General features: G+C 65.4%; 13 protein-coding genes, 1 tRNA gene and 1 pseudogene. 7 read left to right on the forward strand and 8 right to left on the reverse strand.

Annotated elements, in window-relative coordinates:
- The 5 genes from kdpB to FN369_RS04365 form a co-directional block, all read right to left on the reverse strand.
- Nucleotides 1–1,450 (reverse strand): potassium-transporting ATPase subunit KdpB (gene kdpB, locus FN369_RS04345; protein WP_142524980.1); only part of this gene is annotated, 1,450 nt, incomplete at its 3' end.
- A gap of 9 nt (nt 1,451–1,459) precedes the next feature.
- Entirely contained in the window at nt 1,460–3,211 is a 1,752-nt protein-coding gene (kdpA, locus tag FN369_RS04350) for a potassium-transporting ATPase subunit KdpA (RefSeq protein WP_142524981.1), read from the reverse strand.
- Nucleotides 3,212–3,223: 12 nt separating this feature from the next.
- Entirely contained in the window at nt 3,224–3,304 is an 81-nt protein-coding gene (gene kdpF, locus FN369_RS11645) for a K(+)-transporting ATPase subunit F (protein ID WP_142524989.1), read from the reverse strand.
- A 203-nt stretch (nt 3,305–3,507) separates the two neighbouring features.
- Nucleotides 3,508–4,407 (reverse strand): ADP-ribosyl-[dinitrogen reductase] hydrolase, encoded by a 900-nt coding sequence (gene draG / locus FN369_RS04360; protein WP_142524982.1) that lies wholly within the window; start codon nt 4,405–4,407, stop codon nt 3,508–3,510.
- A complete protein-coding gene (locus FN369_RS04365; RefSeq protein ID WP_246189542.1) occupies nt 4,404–5,177 on the reverse strand; it encodes an NAD(+)--dinitrogen-reductase ADP-D-ribosyltransferase in 774 nt (257 codons plus the stop codon). The genes draG and FN369_RS04365 overlap by 4 nt, the downstream gene beginning before the upstream one ends.
- Before the next feature lie 194 nt (nt 5,178–5,371).
- Here FN369_RS04365 and FN369_RS04370 point away from each other — a divergent pair, with 194 nt between their 5' ends.
- A complete protein-coding gene (locus FN369_RS04370; protein WP_142524984.1) occupies nt 5,372–6,226 on the forward strand; it encodes a hypothetical protein in 855 nt (284 codons plus the stop codon).
- A gap of 197 nt (nt 6,227–6,423) precedes the next feature.
- Nucleotides 6,424–6,702: a hypothetical protein gene (locus FN369_RS04375; RefSeq protein WP_142524985.1), complete on the forward strand. Its 279-nt coding sequence runs from the start codon at nt 6,424–6,426 to the stop codon at nt 6,700–6,702.
- A 310-nt stretch (nt 6,703–7,012) separates the two neighbouring features.
- On the opposite strand, the gene FN369_RS04380 is transcribed toward FN369_RS04375, so the two are convergent.
- The 3 genes from FN369_RS04380 to FN369_RS04390 form a co-directional block, all read right to left on the reverse strand.
- Entirely contained in the window at nt 7,013–9,295 is a 2,283-nt protein-coding gene (locus tag FN369_RS04380) for a beta strand repeat-containing protein (protein ID WP_178087672.1), read from the reverse strand.
- A 234-nt stretch (nt 9,296–9,529) separates the two neighbouring features.
- On the reverse strand, nt 9,530–11,752 hold the full coding sequence (locus tag FN369_RS04385) for a beta strand repeat-containing protein (protein WP_142524987.1): 2,223 nt from the start codon (nt 11,750–11,752) through the stop codon (nt 9,530–9,532).
- Nucleotides 11,753–12,019: 267 nt separating this feature from the next.
- A tRNA-Leu gene (locus tag FN369_RS04390) sits at nt 12,020–12,100 on the reverse strand.
- A gap of 116 nt (nt 12,101–12,216) precedes the next feature.
- On the opposite strand from FN369_RS04390, the gene rsmI reads away from it, so the two are divergent.
- The 5 genes and pseudogenes from rsmI to FN369_RS04415 form a co-directional block, all read left to right on the forward strand.
- Nucleotides 12,217–13,047: a 16S rRNA (cytidine(1402)-2'-O)-methyltransferase gene (gene rsmI / locus FN369_RS04395; RefSeq protein WP_142524988.1), complete on the forward strand. Its 831-nt coding sequence runs from the start codon at nt 12,217–12,219 to the stop codon at nt 13,045–13,047.
- Nucleotides 13,048–13,059: 12 nt separating this feature from the next.
- Entirely contained in the window at nt 13,060–13,581 is a 522-nt protein-coding gene (locus FN369_RS04400) for a hypothetical protein (protein WP_246189543.1), read from the forward strand.
- On the forward strand, nt 13,581–14,330 hold the full coding sequence (locus FN369_RS04405; protein WP_142524991.1) for a MotA/TolQ/ExbB proton channel family protein: 750 nt from the start codon (nt 13,581–13,583) through the stop codon (nt 14,328–14,330). Before FN369_RS04400 ends, FN369_RS04405 begins: the two co-directional genes overlap by 1 nt.
- Entirely contained in the window at nt 14,305–14,736 is a 432-nt protein-coding gene (locus tag FN369_RS04410; RefSeq protein ID WP_246189544.1) for an ExbD/TolR family protein, read from the forward strand. Before FN369_RS04405 ends, FN369_RS04410 begins: the two co-directional genes overlap by 26 nt.
- Nucleotides 14,733–15,170, forward strand: a pseudogene (locus FN369_RS04415) (hypothetical protein); the annotation flags it as partial. The gene FN369_RS04410 and the pseudogene FN369_RS04415, both read left to right, overlap by 4 nt.

Raw genomic sequence — 15,170 nt, forward strand, 5'->3', positions numbered from 1 at the left:
CCCCCGCCTCCATCGCGATGGCGGCCGCGGTTTGCGGGTTATCCCCGGTGATCATGATCGTCCGGATGCCCATTTGGCGGAGCCGCGCGAAGCGCTGCTTGATGCCCCCCTTGACCACATCCTTGAGGTGAATGACCCCGAGCGCTTCCTTTCCTTCCGCGACGACCAGCGGTGTGCCGCCGTCCCGGGCGATGCGCTCGACCGCCTGGCGGACCGACTCGGGAAGGCTCCCTCCCTGCTTTCGCAAGTAGGCTTCGATCGCATCCTCCGCGCCCTTGCGGATCGAGCGCGCCGGGTTCCCGTCGCTCTCGGGGAAGTCGACTCCGCTCATCCGCGTCTGCGCCGAGAAGGGAACGAAGTGCGCCTGGTTCTCCAACACCTCCCGCCCCCGCAGCCCATGTTGCTGCTTGGCCAGCACCACGATCGAACGTCCTTCCGGCGTCTCGTCCGCCAGCGAAGCAAGCTGCGCAGCGTCGACCAGCCGGAGCGGATCGATCCCCGCCGCCGGAACGAACTCGGTCGCCATCCGGTTCCCAAGGGTGATGGTCCCCGTCTTGTCGAGCAGGAGCACGTCGATGTCGCCCGCAGCCTCCACCGCCCGGCCGCTCGTCGCCATCACGTTGTGCTGGACCAGCCGGTCGATGCCCGCGATGCCGATCGCGCTCAAGAGGCCCCCGATCGTGGTCGGGATCAAGCAGACCATGAGGGCCGCCAATGTCGCGATCGAGACCGGAGCGTGGAGGTATTGCAGGAACGGAACCAGGGTGAGGATCACCAGGAGGAAGAGAAAGGTCAGGGCCGCCAGAAGGATCCCCAAGGCGATCTCGTTGGGGGTCTTCTGCCGCTTGGCCCCTTCCACCAGTTGGATCATCCGATCGAGGAAGGTCTGGCCGGGATCGCTCGTCACCCGGACCACGATCCGGTCGCTGATCACCTTCGTCCCCCCGGTCACCGCACTCCGGTCCCCCCCGCTCTCCCGGACTACCGGCGCCGATTCCCCCGTCACGGCCGATTCGTCCACCGTCGCCGCCCCTTCGATCACTTCTCCGTCGGCGGGGATCATGTCGCCCGCGACGCAGATGACCAGATCTCCCTTCCGCAACTCGGTCGCCGAGACCGCCTCCTCCCTCCCTTCCCGGAGCCGGCGGGCCGTCGTGATCGTCCGCGCCAGTCGGAGACTATCCGCTTGCGCCTTTCCGCGGCTCTCGGCCATCGCTTCGGCGAAAGTGGAAAACAAGACCGTGAACCAGAGCCAGAGAGAGATCTGCACCGTGAAGAACTTCGGCTCGGGCGAGGCAAAGATCTCGATCGTGCTCACCAGCGCCCCGATCTCGGTGACGAAGATCACTGGATTGCGCCAGAGCACCAGCGGGCTGGCTTTGCACAGGGCTCCCCGGAACGAGAGGGCCAGGAGCCGCGGATCGGCAAAACGGAACTCTTTCGGTTTCATTCTCCACCCTTAGAAGGTCTGCCCCGCGTGGAGCAGGAAATGCTCGAGAATCGGTCCCAAGGCCAAGACCGGAAAGAAGTTGAGGGCGCCCACGATGAAGACCGTCGCGAGCAGGAGCACGAGGAAAAGGCCGCCCGAGACCGGAAAGGCGGCTTGGCTCACCGCCACCTTTTTCTGGGCGGCAAGAAGCCCCGCCAGCGCCAGGACTGGAACGATCATGAGGTAGCGTCCCGCGAGCATCGCGAGCCCGAGGGTCGTGTTGTACCATGGGGTGTTCCCGGAAAGACCCGCGAAGGCGCTCCCGTTGTTTCCGGTCGTCGAGCTGAATGCGTAGAGGATCTCGCTCAACCCATGCGGGCCCGCGTTGGCGATTCCGGCCAAGCCCCAGGGACTCGCGATCGCCCAGGCGCTCAATCCGAGGATCGAAAGAGTAAGCACAAGAATGCTCAGGGCGGCCATCTTGACCTCGCTCGCCCCGATCTTCTTGCCCAAATACTCCGGGGTCCGGCCGATCATGAGCCCGAAGAGGAAGACCCCGACCACCACGAAGACGAGCATTCCGTAGAGCCCCGATCCCACCCCGCCGAAAACCACTTCCCCCAACTCCATGTTGAAGAGGGGCACCAGCCCCCCCAGGGGCATGTAGGAATCGTGGAGCGAGTTGACCGCGCCGGTCGAGGTCGCGGTCGTCGCGACAGCGAAAAGAGCGGAATCGAGGGTCCCGAACCGCGCTTCCTTCCCCTCGGAGTTGCCCTCCACCGGGGATAGGCCCTGCGCGATCAAGAGCGGGTTGCCTCCCGCCTCCGCCCGCCAGCAGACCAGGATGCCTCCGAAGAGCAGAAGCGCCATCACCCCCCAGACGGCCCATCCGTGGGCGGGCTTTCCGACGGCGAGCCCCAGGTAGACGGCCAGCGCTCCGGGAATGCAAAGTTCGGCCAGGATTTCGAGCAAGTTGGAAAGGGGGGTGGGATTTTCGAAGGGATGGGCCGAGTTGGCGTTCGTATATCCTCCTCCGTTGGTCCCCAACACCTTGATCGACTCTTGCGAAGCGATCGGGCCCTGGACGATCTCCTGCCATTCGACCCGATGCTCCTGGCCGTCGGCCCCCGCAATCACGACAGGCTCCGCGAGCCGCGCCCTCGCATAGGGGGAGAAATTCTGCGGGACACCCTGGGAGACCAGGACGATCGCCATGCCGAAAGCGAGGGGCAGGAGCAGATAATAGGTGGTCCGCACGAGGTCGACCCAAAAGTTTCCGATTGTCTTCGCTCCCGTCCGCACCAGCGCCCGGAGGAAGGCGGCGGCGACCGCGATCCCGCTCGCCGCCGAGGTGAAGTTGTGCACGGCGAGGCCCACCATCTGGGAAAAGTAGGAAAGGGTCGATTCCCCGGCGTAGTTCTGCCAGTTGGTGTTCGTGGTAAAGCTCACCGCCGTGTTGAAGGCTAGGTCGGGGGAGACCGCCCCGAAGCCCTTGGGATTGAGAGGAAGCCACTGCTGGAGCCGCAGGATGCAATAGGTGAGGAGCAGTCCCACGAGGTTAAAGAGCAGCAGCGATCCGAGGTAGCCCCTCCAGCCCTCTTCCCGGCCTGGTTCGATCCCGCAGAGCCGGTAGGTCGAGCGCTCCAGCGGCCCGAGGAGCGGATCGAGCCAGGTCTTCCCACCCGGCTCTAGGACCTGCCGGAGGTAGTGGGCCAGAGCCAGGCTCACGGCCGCCAGGACAAGAAAAAACAACCCGAGGGCCAACCAAAAGGAGGTCGTCATTTCCGAAAGATTTCAGAACTTTTCCGGCCAGATCATGGCTGCGAAAAGATAGGCCAAAAGCCCAACACAAACGATTCCCAGAATTGCCAGCATCCTTCGCCCTTAGATCTAGATCCGGTCGCACCACTCCCCGTAGGCCATCGCCAGCGCGAAGAAAAGAATGGTTCCTGCGATATAGAGCAGATCCGCCATGACCGGTCCTGCAACCTACGGAACTCCAACCGCCCTTTGGACTCAAAAGGGCCCGGCCCGCAATCAAAAAACGATAAACGATCCGGCCCGTTCGTCCGCCGCCGCTATCCGGCCCTGGAATCGGCCAGCGCAAGCAGCCCGTCCACCTGCCTCTCGATCTCCTCGGTAACCGTGCGCGAAAGCCTCCGGCGCCATCCCCGCGGAATCCCTTCGATCGTGTATCTCGCCCCGGCCAACATTCCCGCGAGCGCCCCTGTCGAATCCGCATCTCCACCGCGGTTGACGGTCGCAATCAAGCAGGAGGCGAAGGAGTGGCTTCCAAAAAACGTAAAGAGGACCGTCTGAATCGTATCGACGACATAGCCCGAGGACCTCACGGGAAACGGTTCGTAGGAGAAGACCGGATGGCGGGCGACGAGCCGCTCGGCCGCCTCCCGGGCAGCGGCGACCCCCGCTCCGGAGAGCAGGCGCCGGACCATCTCCCCCAAAGCGAGCGTCGCGGCGTCCGAAAAGGGATGGTTGTGTGTGAAGTGGCACTGGTCGATCGTCCAACGTCGAAAGGCCTCCTCATCCCTCAAAGTCGCCAGGATGACCGGGAGATTGCGCAGGCAGGCGCCGTTGCCTCCGTGCCAGCGACTGCGGCCGGCCGCAAGCGAACCGTCGGTCAGGTAGCGGCGGATTCCCTGCAGGCAGGTCGCCCCAATATCGACGGGCCGGGAGCGGTACCAGCGCACGAACTCCTCCGCCATCGCCGAAAGGTCGAAGCCGCCGCGCGCCAGGATCGCCCGGCCCAAGGCCAGGCACATCTCGGTGTCGTCAGTGACCTGACCCCGCTTGAGCCCGAGCCAGCCCCCTCCGATCATCCGGCGGTGGACCCCGTGGCGCTCGGCGATCTCCTCCGCCGAAAGGAACTCGACGGTCGCCCCGAGAGCATCCCCGACCGCAAACCCGAGGTAGGCTCCGAGCGCCCGCGCCCTCCTTTCCTCGATCGAAACCTCCGTCATGGCCGCCCGATCTCGACCCGGAAGGCCCCTCCTATGACCAGATGCTCCTCCTCGCTCCGGAGCGCATGGTGGGGAAGGAGCTCTCGAAAGAAGAGGATCTTCGCAGATGGGACCCGTGCCGTGAGGATCCAGCCGCCGAACTGCTCGGCCACCCTCCGATCGGCGGTGAAGGAGACGAGATTGTTGAGGAGCACCAGGGCCCTCCCCTTCTCGTATCGCTCGAGGATCTCGTTCTCCTCGAATCCCTCCACCCCCCGGTAGAGGATCCGGTGGCGCTCTCCCCTTCCCGCCGCCCGGTCGAGCGACCACTGCGCGAACTCGTAGAGGAGGTCGAGCTGCATCTGGATCGCATTGTTGTGAAAGCGGCTCGCCATCTTCTCCTCCACGTAGCTCACCCAAGCGGGAGAGGAAAACCGCTCGATCGGGCGCTTATGATAGGTCGGGAAGAGCCCAAAGCGGCTTTCCACCCACCCCTTGAGCACAGCACCTTCCGGGCCATTCGAGTCGAAAGCCCAACCTTCGAGCAGACGCCGGTAGCTCGCCCGGTACCGCCGCCTCCCGTCGGGGCCGCTGCCCAACCGCTGCTCGTCGTCGAGGCCGAAGAGGACATCCATGTAGTCCTCGAAGATCCGCGCCGCCTCGTCGCGATCCCGCGTCCTCTTTAGCTTCCGGAAGAGCCCCGGGTTCATCTCCCGCACCCCGTGGATCGAGAGCCGGATCGGCCTCTCGTTGAAGTCGGGGTCGGCCAGCAGGGCCGAGGGGATCCCCACCAAATTGGTCGCCTGGCCGCGCGAGGCTACCGATCGGCCCGAAGAAGCGCTTGGGGAGGGGGACAGGGTAAAGGAATTCTGCCCACCCCCCCTCTGGCCCGCAAGCGCGTTCGCTCGGCATCCGGACGCGTCGAGAGCCGCTCGGTCGCCTTGGGCGGCTTGCGGCGGGGACGTCCGGCGGGTAGAGTCCCTCCGTGAGCCTCCCCATACGGTCCACAGCCGACCTCCTTGCCGTACTCCGGCAGCATCCGGAGTGGAGGGAAGAGCTGCGCCGCGAACTCTTGACAGAGGACCTCATGGAGCTCCCCGCCCGCTTCCGGAAGGCCGATCGGGAGCGTAGGGAGGATTCCCGGAAAGTCTGGGAGGCCCTTGGCAAGTTGGAGGAGGCCCAGCGGCGCACCGAAGCGACGCTCCAATCCTTTCTCGCAACCACCGAAAAGAGATTCTCCGAGGTCGATGCAAGGCTCTCCACCCTCGAAACCACCCTCCACGCCTTCCTGGAGGCCACCGAAAAGAGATTCGATGCCGCCGAGAGGAGACTGCATGGCATCGAGTTGGAGCTCGATTGGATGGGGGGCAAGATCATCGAATCGGACGCGCAGAAGAAGCTCGCCAACTACCTCCTGGATCACGTCGAGTCGGCGGAGCTGCTCGATCCGAAGACCTGGAACCGGATAGCCGCCGTCGCCCTGCGGACGGGAGCGATCACCGGGGAGGAGCGCCGGGAGATCGGCTGGGCCGACGCCCTGGTGGTTGGAGAGGCTCCGGATACCCGAAAGCCGGTCTGCGGAGCCGTCGAGATCTCGAAGGCCCTCGACAAGTCCCATGTGGAGCGGGCCGAGCGCAGATCCCTCCTTTTGCTCCAAGCCCTGCGGGCCGCCCTTGCTGCGGAGCCGGAAAAATTCGCCGACCTGCTCCCGGGTGCGCCCGAGAAGTCGTTCGGCTTCGGGATCGGCCGGCGGATTATCGAGGAAGGGCGCCGCTTCGCCCAGCGCAAGGGCGTTCTCTTCGTCCGTTATCGCAACGGCCACGACCGACGCGAAGGGTAAAGTCGGCCTCCCCACTCTCCACGAGGCCCGAAATCGACCCACCAGCCCCCGGTGCACCATGCCATCTCGCCCGCTGGGCACGGACAATCCCTCATCCGAGAACGAGCGCATGCCAACCGATGCCCGGGAAATGCGGGAAACCGTTGCTCCCCTCCTTGCCGGTTGCGCAGCGGCAAGCTATCGTCCCACGGAAGGGCATGCCCACCGACACCATAGAGATGCGGATGGCCCACCTGGAAGGGGCCTACGAGCAGATCGACAAACGGCTCGGAACCGTCGAAGAGCGCCTGGCCCTCGTGGAAAACAAGATCGACGGGCTCCGCCGCGACATCGATCAGCGCTTCGAGCGGGTCGACCAGCGCTTCGAGCGGATCGATCAGCGCTTCGAACGGATCGACCATTCCCTGCGGACCCAGTTCTATTGGCTCGTCGGCCTGATGCTCTCCCTGTTGGCGGTTGGCATCTTCCGCCATTAGGAGACCCCTCCCTTCCGCCGGAGATCCGCCAAAAAGAGCGCAAGCGATAGGGCATTGGGATCTCCCTCGGGGTGGTTGGCATCCTTCCAAGGGATCGCCCTCAGCGGGAAACCAATCCACGATCCGGCGGCCGTAGCGGCTCCCTGACGAAGGGTGGCGCGGCGGCCTGACGCCCGCGAGCCCTCGGGCTTACACCGCCAGAAGCCCGATCGGCGATCCCTCGTTTTCCGCTTCCGGAGCCGACGGAACGCAGGAAGGGGGCCGAAGCCCCCTTCCCGAAGAATTCCGCCGCTTCTCCTCCCTTAGCCCGCTAGGGCACGAAGGGACGAACGTGGTAGGCACTCGGATCGGCCACGATCGTGTAGGCGGTGGGCGAGATATTCGTCGCGGGGGCCACCCCATAGATCGCCGGAACGATCGAAGGCGCCGTGCTGAAGTTGACCCACGCATTGCCGTTGGTGATCACCGGAGCCGCCGTCACGATGGTCGGAGCCTGGAAGAAGATCCCCTGGCCCCCAGGAACCGTCGGCGCATAGCCGTTGTCGACCACCGTGTTGAGGGTGAGCACGGCCGACGGGTTGGTCAGCACCCCGTTCGAATAGCCCGACAACAACACGATGCCGCCGGGGAAGACGAAGCCGTGGACCCCGAGGGCAAGGCTGCTCAAAGCAGAATCCTCGGGACCATGGACGCTCGAGGCGACCGTCAGGTTCCCACTGGTCTGGATGAGCAGCTGGCTCCCCACGTTGGCTTCCGTGGGAAGCACTCCCGTGCTCCCCAGGCTGTTCACAAAGGTCGAGCTGCCGCCCGAGTGGATCGTGGCGTTGCCATGGATAGCCAGATTGACCGCCTGCGGCCCGATCGCGCCGTCCGCCGTGGTCGGCATGTCGAGGAGGATCACGGTATTCCCGCTCGACCCATTGGCCACGGTAAACCCATTGAGGAGCGCATTGGTGCCCACCCGGTGGTTCACGTTCCCCGTGAAGTCGGTCAGCGCCAGGGTGTTGGTCGTGATCGTCGCTCCACCCGTCAAGCTTCCGCCCGTGAAGGTGACCGACCCCGCCGTCAAGTTGGCGGCGAGCACGAAGACCCCGCCGGGCGATCCCGACTGGAGCAGGGCGGTTGCCAGCCCATTCGGATCCGCGACGCTGATGCTCCCGCCCAGGAAGGCGTTGCCCGTAAGGCTGCGGACGTTGAGGTAGGCTCCGTCGGCGAAGGCGTTCCCGTCGACGAATTGGAGAGTCCCGTTGCTAAAGACCCCGCCGCCCGGATTGGGTCCGACATGGTTCGGATTCGAGGCCACCAGCGCAATACCGTCGGAGGAGGCGATGCTCCCCTGGTTGATGACCGCACCACTCACCGGAAGAACCGGCAAGGCGGCGCTGCCCGCCCAGAGGGCAACCTGGCCTCCAACGTTGGAGATGGTCGCACCGCTACTGTTGACGATCGTGCCCGGCAGATTCACCACGAACCTTCCCGCCACGTTCTGGGCGATCGTCCCGTTGTTCACGAGCCCGCCGTAGGGGAGCAACGCCGAAGTATTGCCGTAGAAGCTCACCCGGCCACCGGTGACGGCGCTATTGAGTTCCGCCAGGATGGTCCCGTTGTTCGTGAGAGTGCCGGTCCACTGGAGCGCGGGAAGCGCATTCGGAATCCCGTGATAGGTCGTGCTCGTCGAGAGGACGCCGTCATTCACGATGTTCCCGTTGGCCAACACCATCGTTCCGACGCTCGGCACGGTCCCGTTGGGCCCGCTCAGCCGCAGATCATACGGGTGGGCCGAGCTGCCCAAGTTGAGGGTCACGGTCGTCGGAGTCGAAGCCGAGGGGGTCGAGCTTCCGAGGGAATCCATGGGTGTGAAGGCGCCCCCCGAAACGACCCCTCCCACCCCGCCGATCACCGTCACATTGGTCCCGGGCTTGAAGTAGTGGTCGGCTCCGTTGGGAATCGGCGAGATGTTCACCGCACCCGAGCCCGCCAGGATGATCGAGTGACCTGGTCCTCCCGCTGCGACGAGATCCCCCTGCACGTTCAGGGGACCTCCGGCGGTAAAGCTGATCGGCAGGGTCCCGTTGGCGGCAAACTGCGCCGCGTTGACGGTCGCCGCGATCAAGCCGATCCCTGCGGGGGCCACGATCGTGGCCCCGGGTCCAACGGTAATCCCGTTGGCGTTGGCGACGAAGGTGTTGATGTTGGTGTTCAACAGGCCGAAGATTTGCGAGGGGCTTCCGCTCACGTCGACGTTGAGGAGCGACAGCCCGGCGGCGCCGGTGATCACCAAGTGCGCGCTGCCGCCGATGTTAAAGCCTCCGGGCTGATTGGTTCCGATGCTCCCACCCGTGTTGCCCCAGTTGATGACCGTGTCGTTGGCGCCCACCAGGATATGCCCGGTGCCTCCGGCCCCGTAGACGCCCGTCGCCGTCGCACTTCCGGCCACGACGCTCCCATGTCCCGGGAGCTGAAGCGGTGCGACGACCGTCGCCCGCGCCGAGCCGATACCGAATCCTGCGAGCCCCGCCAAGGCTGCCGTCAGCAGGGCCGCCCGCCAAACGGAAAGATTGCCATTCGATTTCTTCTTCACCCTGTCCTCCATGCAATGCCTCTTTCTGCGCCGCCCGAGGGGGACACCCCTCCCCAGAGCCACACGATCGAGGGAAGGCTACCCGGGCTCCAGCAGCGGTGTCAACTCGCTACCGCCGCCGGCTCCTCGTCGCGACCCCGCGGTGTAATCCGGACCGGAGGCGGGTCCGCCGCGCCGGCAAAAAAGAGGAAGGGGGGCCGAAGCCCCCCTTCCAGGAATCCAAACCGGCTCTCGCCCGCTACGCCCTTAGGGCATGAACGAACGGATGTGGTAGGCACTCGGATTGGCCACGATCGAGTAGGCCAAGGGCGAGATTGTCAGCGCCGGAGTCGCCGCGTAGATCGCCGGAACGGTCGAGGGCACGGTGCTGAAGTTCACCCACGCGTTGCCGTTGGTGATCACCGGAGCCGCCGTCACGATATGGGGAGCCTGGAAGAAGATCCCCTGGCCAGCCACGACGGTCTGCGCGTAGCCGTTGTCGACCACCGTGTTGAGCGTCAGCGTGTTTCCCGCGATCAGCACGATCCCGCCCGGGAAGACGAACCCCTTGACACCCAGCGCCGCCTGGGAGAGGGACGCATCCTCCGGCCCGACCAAACTCGGGTTGACCGTCAGATTGCCGCTCGCCTGGACCAGCAGGTTGCTGCCCGCGTTCGCCTCGGTCGGCAGAAGCGTCGTCTTCAACCCGCCGATCGCGGAGCCGAAGGTCGAGGTCTCGCCCGAGTGGATCGTGGCATTGCCATGGATGGCCAGATTGACCGCCTGCGGCCCGATCGCTCCATCGCCGTTGGTCGCCAAGTTGATGACCACGTCCGTGTTCCCACTCGTTCCGTTGGCGACGTGAAAGCCGTTGAGCAGCGGATTGGTGCTCACCCGGTTGTTCACGTTCCCCACGAAGTCATGCAGCAAGAGCTTGTTGGTCGTCACCGTGCCACCCCCCGTCAGGCTCCCGCCGGTGAAGTGGACCATGTTCTGCGCCGTCACGTTCGTGGCGAGCGTGAAGGTCGAGACAGGCAGAGTTCCCGATTGGAAGTAGGCTCTGTACAAGCCGAGCGCATCGTTCGGAGTCGTCACGCTTCCGCCGAGGTAGGCGTTGCCCGTAAAGCTCTTGACGCAGAGAAACGCCGAGGTGTCGGCGGTCGAACTCAGGATCTGAATCGCCCCGTTGCTAAAGACCCCACCGCCCGGGTTCGGCCCCACATGATTCGGGTTGGAGGCCTCGAGCGCCACGCCATTGTAGGCGACGATCGAGCCCTGATTGATCACCGCACCACCCACGCCGGTGAAGAGCGGAAGGTCTACATGGCCCGCGTAGAGGCAGACCGAGCCACCCACATTGCTGATGGTTGCGCCGCTGTTGTTGACGATCGACCCAGGCAGCTCGACGTAGAGCGTGCTGCTGCTATTGGTGGCAATCGTCCCGTTGTTGGTCAACCCGCCGTAGGCCAAGGCCGCCGAGGTGTTGCCATTGAAGCCGACCCTGCCGCCTGTGGAGAAGCTATCCAACATGGCATTGATCGTGCCGTTGTTGGTGAGCGTCCCCGTCCACTGGAGGGTGGCGACATTACCATTGCCGTTTCCAGTGCCCAGAGCATTGGAGACTCCGCCGAGCACCCCGTTGTTCACGAGGTTCCCGTTCGCCAGCACCGTCAATCTGGTCATGTTATACGGGTTTGCCGAGGTGCCCAGGTTGAGGGTCACGGTCGTCGGAGCCGTGGCCGATGGCGTCGCGCTGCCGGAGGCATCGCCCGCATTGTACGTCGTAGGGACGACCGTGCCACCCACTCCCCCTACGATCGTGACGTTGTTCGTCCCAAAGGTCACCCCGCCAGAACTCTGGATCGGGGAAACGTTCACAGCCCCCGATCCCGCCAGGAGGACGAAGCTACCCACCCCCTGCAGGTTGCCCTGCACGGTCAAGGGACCTGAACTCGCAAAGCTCACCGGAATATTGCCGTTCGAGGCAAACTGCGCCGCGTTGACGGTCGCCGCGATCAGACCCAAGCCTGCGGGAGCCGTGATCGTCGCGCCCGGCCCTACGGTGATTCCGTTGGCGTTCGCCACAAAAACCGCACCATTCCCCGTCGCGGTCATTGCGCCAAAGATTTGGGACGGAGTCCCGGTGATGTCGACGTTGAGCAACGCCTTGCCCCCGGTAGCAATCGTCAGCGCGGCGCTGCCCCCGATGTTGAAGCCTCCCGGCTGACTGGCGCCAATCGTCCCGCCGGTGTTGCCCCAGTTGATGACGGTGTTGGGGGTCCCGACAGTGATCGTCCCCGCGCCTCCCGTTCCATAACCAGCATTTTGGGAAGCAGTACCGTATACCACGCTCCCATGCCCCGGCAGCTGGAGCGGCCCGAAGACCGTCGCTCTCGCCGTGCCGATACCGAATCCTGCAAGCCCCGCCAAGGCAGCCGTCAGCAAGGCCGCCCGCAGAGCCGAAAGATAGCTCTTTGTTTTCCTCTTCATGTCTCCCTTTTTTCCAAGCCTCGTTCCAACCCGGCGCTTTCGAGCAGCACGCGTATGCGCAGCACTCTTCCGGCCCGGGTGAGGTTTTGAGGTTTTTTCCCAAAGCTTGCCTCGGCCGTTAAGCGCGTTTTTCCACAAAAGGGGCTTTGCCTGCAATTTTTGAGAAGCCGCCTTGGCCCCCTGCCCGCCTGGACCGGAATCGCTCCCCGGAGAGGAAGCGTTCGAGATCGGGCAGCGACCGGCCGCTTCCGGCCTCGAGGCGGCCGGTGGGCTCGCGGGGATTTGAACCCCGACCCCGTGTGGGACTAGATCCTAAGTCTAGCGCGTCTACCGTTTCGCCACGAGCCCGCGCCGCGGCTGGAGCCTAGCGCCCCGAGGGGCCGCTTGTCGAGACGGGCCTCGCGCGGGCAAAGCTTTCCTTTTACTCTCCCATCGGGGAGAAGAGCGATGGCATCGGGAGCTCGATGAGGAAGCGGCGCAAAAAGAAAGAGGGGGGAGAGTCCGGGCGGGAGGAAGGCGCGGGGGGCGCGGCTCCTTCGGCCGCGGAGGCGCCCCGGCTCCGGGTCGTGGCGACTCCGATCGGCAATCTGGAGGATATCACCCTCCGGGCCTTGCGCGTTTTGCGGGAAGCGGAGCTGGTGGCGGCGGAGGATACGCGGAGGACGGGTCGGCTTCTGGCCCACTACGAGATCCGGAAGCCCTTGGTGAGCTACCACCGCTTCAACGAAGCCAAGAGGCTTTCGGGACTCCTCTCCCTGCTGCGAGAGGGGAAGCGGGTGGTGCTGGTGAGCGATGCGGGGATGCCGGGGATCTCCGACCCGGGGGAGCGGCTTTTGCGCCGGTGCGTCGAGGAGGGGATCGTGGTCGAGGTGGTTCCCGGGCCCAGCGCGGTGCTCGCCGCGCTCCTGGCCTCGGGGTTTTCGACGACTCCCTTCTACTTCGGGGGCTTTTTGCCGGTCAAGGCCGGGGCGCGGCGGAGCGAGTGGGAGGCCGCCCGGGAGCGGGAGTGCACCTCGGTCTATTTCGAATCCCCCCACCGGCTCCGGCGATCCTTGGAGGAGGCGGCGGCCGTCCTGGGCGGCCGGGAAGTCTGCCTCGCCCGGGAGCTCACCAAGAAGTTCGAGGAGGTCCTCCGGGGGAGTGCCGAAGCTCTCCTGAGTCGGTACCAGGAGCGGGAGCCGCGGGGAGAGTTTTGTCTCGTGGTCGCCGGGGCCGGGAAAGCGGGAAGCGGGAGGGGGGGCGATTCGGACGACCCGCCCGATCCTTCTCTTTTCAGTCGGGCCCAGGTGGTGTAGAAGAAGGGGAGAGTGCGGAAGGTCTGGCTGCTTCTCTGGCTTGGGGTCTTCGGGCTGTCGGCGGGCGGCTTCGCCGAGGAGGTCCGGCGGGCGTACGAAACGGAGCCCGGCGGCGAATACCTCGCCCTCGACCCCCGGGTCAAGATCGTCAAGGTCTGGAACTTCCTCAACGTGCCGACCAAGAAGGTCAAGTCGAGCCCGCCCCCGGCCTTGATGTTCGAGAAGATGTATTGGAATTGGGGAGCGATCACGCCCGAGGACGCTGCGATGCGCCAGGGCGACATCTATGTCTTCCATTGGAGGAACCGGGGGAAGCCGCGGGATCTCTTGGCCCGCTTCGAGTACCGGCAGACAAAGACGCGCGAGGCCGTCTGGTCGCAGGTCGATTTCTCGCGGCGCGCCCATGGGAACGTCCATTCGCTCTTCCTGGTCGTTGGAGACGACTACACCCAGCACGGGAGAGTCTACGCCTGGCGCTTCACGGTGATCGACGGAAACCGGATCCTCGCCCAAGCCAAATCCTTTATCTGGTGATGCTCCCCTACTCCCTCCTCTTTTCGGCGGCCGCCCAAGCGAATCCCCGGGTCGTTCCGGAAGCGATCAGCCTCTTCGAGATCGTCCACCGGGGCGGGCTCGTCATGTGGCCGATTCTCCTCTGCAGCGTTCTGGCCGCGGGAGTCTTTCTCGAGAGGATGCTCTTCTACCGAAAAGCCGAGTCGAACATCGACTCGTTTCTGACGGGACTCTGCAGCCTGCTGCGCAAGGGGAGGTACGAGGAGGCCCTCCTTCGCTGTCAGGAAACGCCCGCGCGGGCGGCCGAAATCGCCCGGCAGGCGATCCTCCGGCGAGACTATCCCCCGGCCGAGCTGCGGGAGATGACCCGGGAGGCGGCCCAGCTCGCGCTGCCTCCGCTCGAGGCCAATTTGCCGATCTTGGCGACGATCAGCTCTATCACGCCACTCCTCGGCCTTTTGGGGACGATCACCGGCATGATCGAGGCCTTTCTCGCCATGAACCGGGCCTCGGGCTCGGTCTCGGTGAGCGACTTGGCCTCGGGGATCTGGGTGGCGCTCGTCAGTGCCGCCGCGGGAATCGCGGTAGCCATTCCCTCGTCGATCGCCTACAATTATCTCGTAACGCGCCTGACGGCGATCGCCCAGGACATCGACCGGGTTGGCATCGAGGTCCTGCATGCGCTCGCCGACGGCAAGAGGTCCAATCGTGCCGCTCCCTTCCCCGACGAGATTGCAGCCTCGCTTGACCCTGCTGCGCGGGACGACTGACCTCGTCCCGTTGGTCACCGTCCTCTTTCTGCTCCTCCTCTTTTTCCTCCTCGGCTCCTCCTTCGTCACCCAGCCGGGGCTCGTGGTCGAGCTCCCGAAGAGTTCCCTCGGAGTCCGGGTCCCCTCGGGCGGATGGATCGTCTCGGTGACGCTCACCCCGGAAACCAAGGAGGGCGGGGGACGCAAGCCCCTGATCTTCTGCCGGGACGAGCTGCTCGACCTCGCGGGATTGCGCAAACTGCTGGAGGAAGCGGGCCGCGGCCGCCCTCCCCAGACGCTGGTGATCCGGGCCGATAAGGACGCTCCGGCGGGCCTGCTCGTGGAGATCATGAACGCCGCGCTCGCCCAGAAATGGTCGGTGTTGCTGGCGACGCAGCCCGACGCGGAACCGCCGGGAGGCCCATGAAGACCCTGGAGAGCGACCAGCCTACCGGGGGAGAGCTCCGCCTGCGGCTGGTGTTGGCCTGCGCCGCGGCCGCCGCCGTCCATTTTTTGATCTTGCTCTATTGCGACGTCACCTACGTGCCTCCGCTCTTGGACCCGGCGCCGACGAGCCGGGTCTATCTCCTCTCGGCGAGCGATCCCGATTCCGCGCTTTCCCGCAACGCCGATCTCTGGCTCGATCTGGCCGACCCGAGCCGGCTGATCCGCCCGCGCGGCGCCCTCCGGGCTTCCCTGGAACCGGCTCCCTTACAGCCCCTCCCCGCCGTGGGGGAAAAGCTCGACCTGCCGGCCGCAGCGCCCGGCGATCCCGAGCTCTTCCCCAGGGGACCCGTCGAAGCGCGGAGCTCGCTCTGGCTCCCGCTCCCCCCCTATCCGCCTCCCCCGGCGGCCGGCTTG

The organism is Methylacidimicrobium cyclopophantes (assembly GCF_902143385.2).
GTDB classification, from domain to species: Bacteria; Verrucomicrobiota; Verrucomicrobiia; order Methylacidiphilales; family Methylacidiphilaceae; genus Methylacidimicrobium; species Methylacidimicrobium cyclopophantes.

Excerpts from the sequence above, each read along its gene's own strand:
- kdpA (WP_142524981.1), bottom strand. The coding sequence starts at position 3,211 with ATGACGACCTCCTTTTGGTTGGCCCTCGGGTTGTTTTTTCTTGTCCTG.
- kdpF (WP_142524989.1), bottom strand. The coding sequence starts at position 3,304 with ATGCTGGCAATTCTGGGAATCGTTTGTGTTGGGCTTTTGGCCTATCTT.
- draG (WP_142524982.1), bottom strand. The coding sequence starts at position 4,407 with ATGACGGAGGTTTCGATCGAGGAAAGGAGGGCGCGGGCGCTCGGAGCC.
- FN369_RS04375 (WP_142524985.1), top strand. The coding sequence starts at position 6,424 with ATGCCCACCGACACCATAGAGATGCGGATGGCCCACCTGGAAGGGGCC.
- FN369_RS04380 (WP_178087672.1), bottom strand. The coding sequence starts at position 9,295 with ATGGAGGACAGGGTGAAGAAGAAATCGAATGGCAATCTTTCCGTTTGG.
- FN369_RS04385 (WP_142524987.1), bottom strand. The coding sequence starts at position 11,752 with ATGAAGAGGAAAACAAAGAGCTATCTTTCGGCTCTGCGGGCGGCCTTG.
- rsmI (WP_142524988.1), top strand. The coding sequence starts at position 12,217 with ATGAGGAAGCGGCGCAAAAAGAAAGAGGGGGGAGAGTCCGGGCGGGAG.
- FN369_RS04405 (WP_142524991.1), top strand. The coding sequence starts at position 13,581 with ATGCTCCCCTACTCCCTCCTCTTTTCGGCGGCCGCCCAAGCGAATCCC.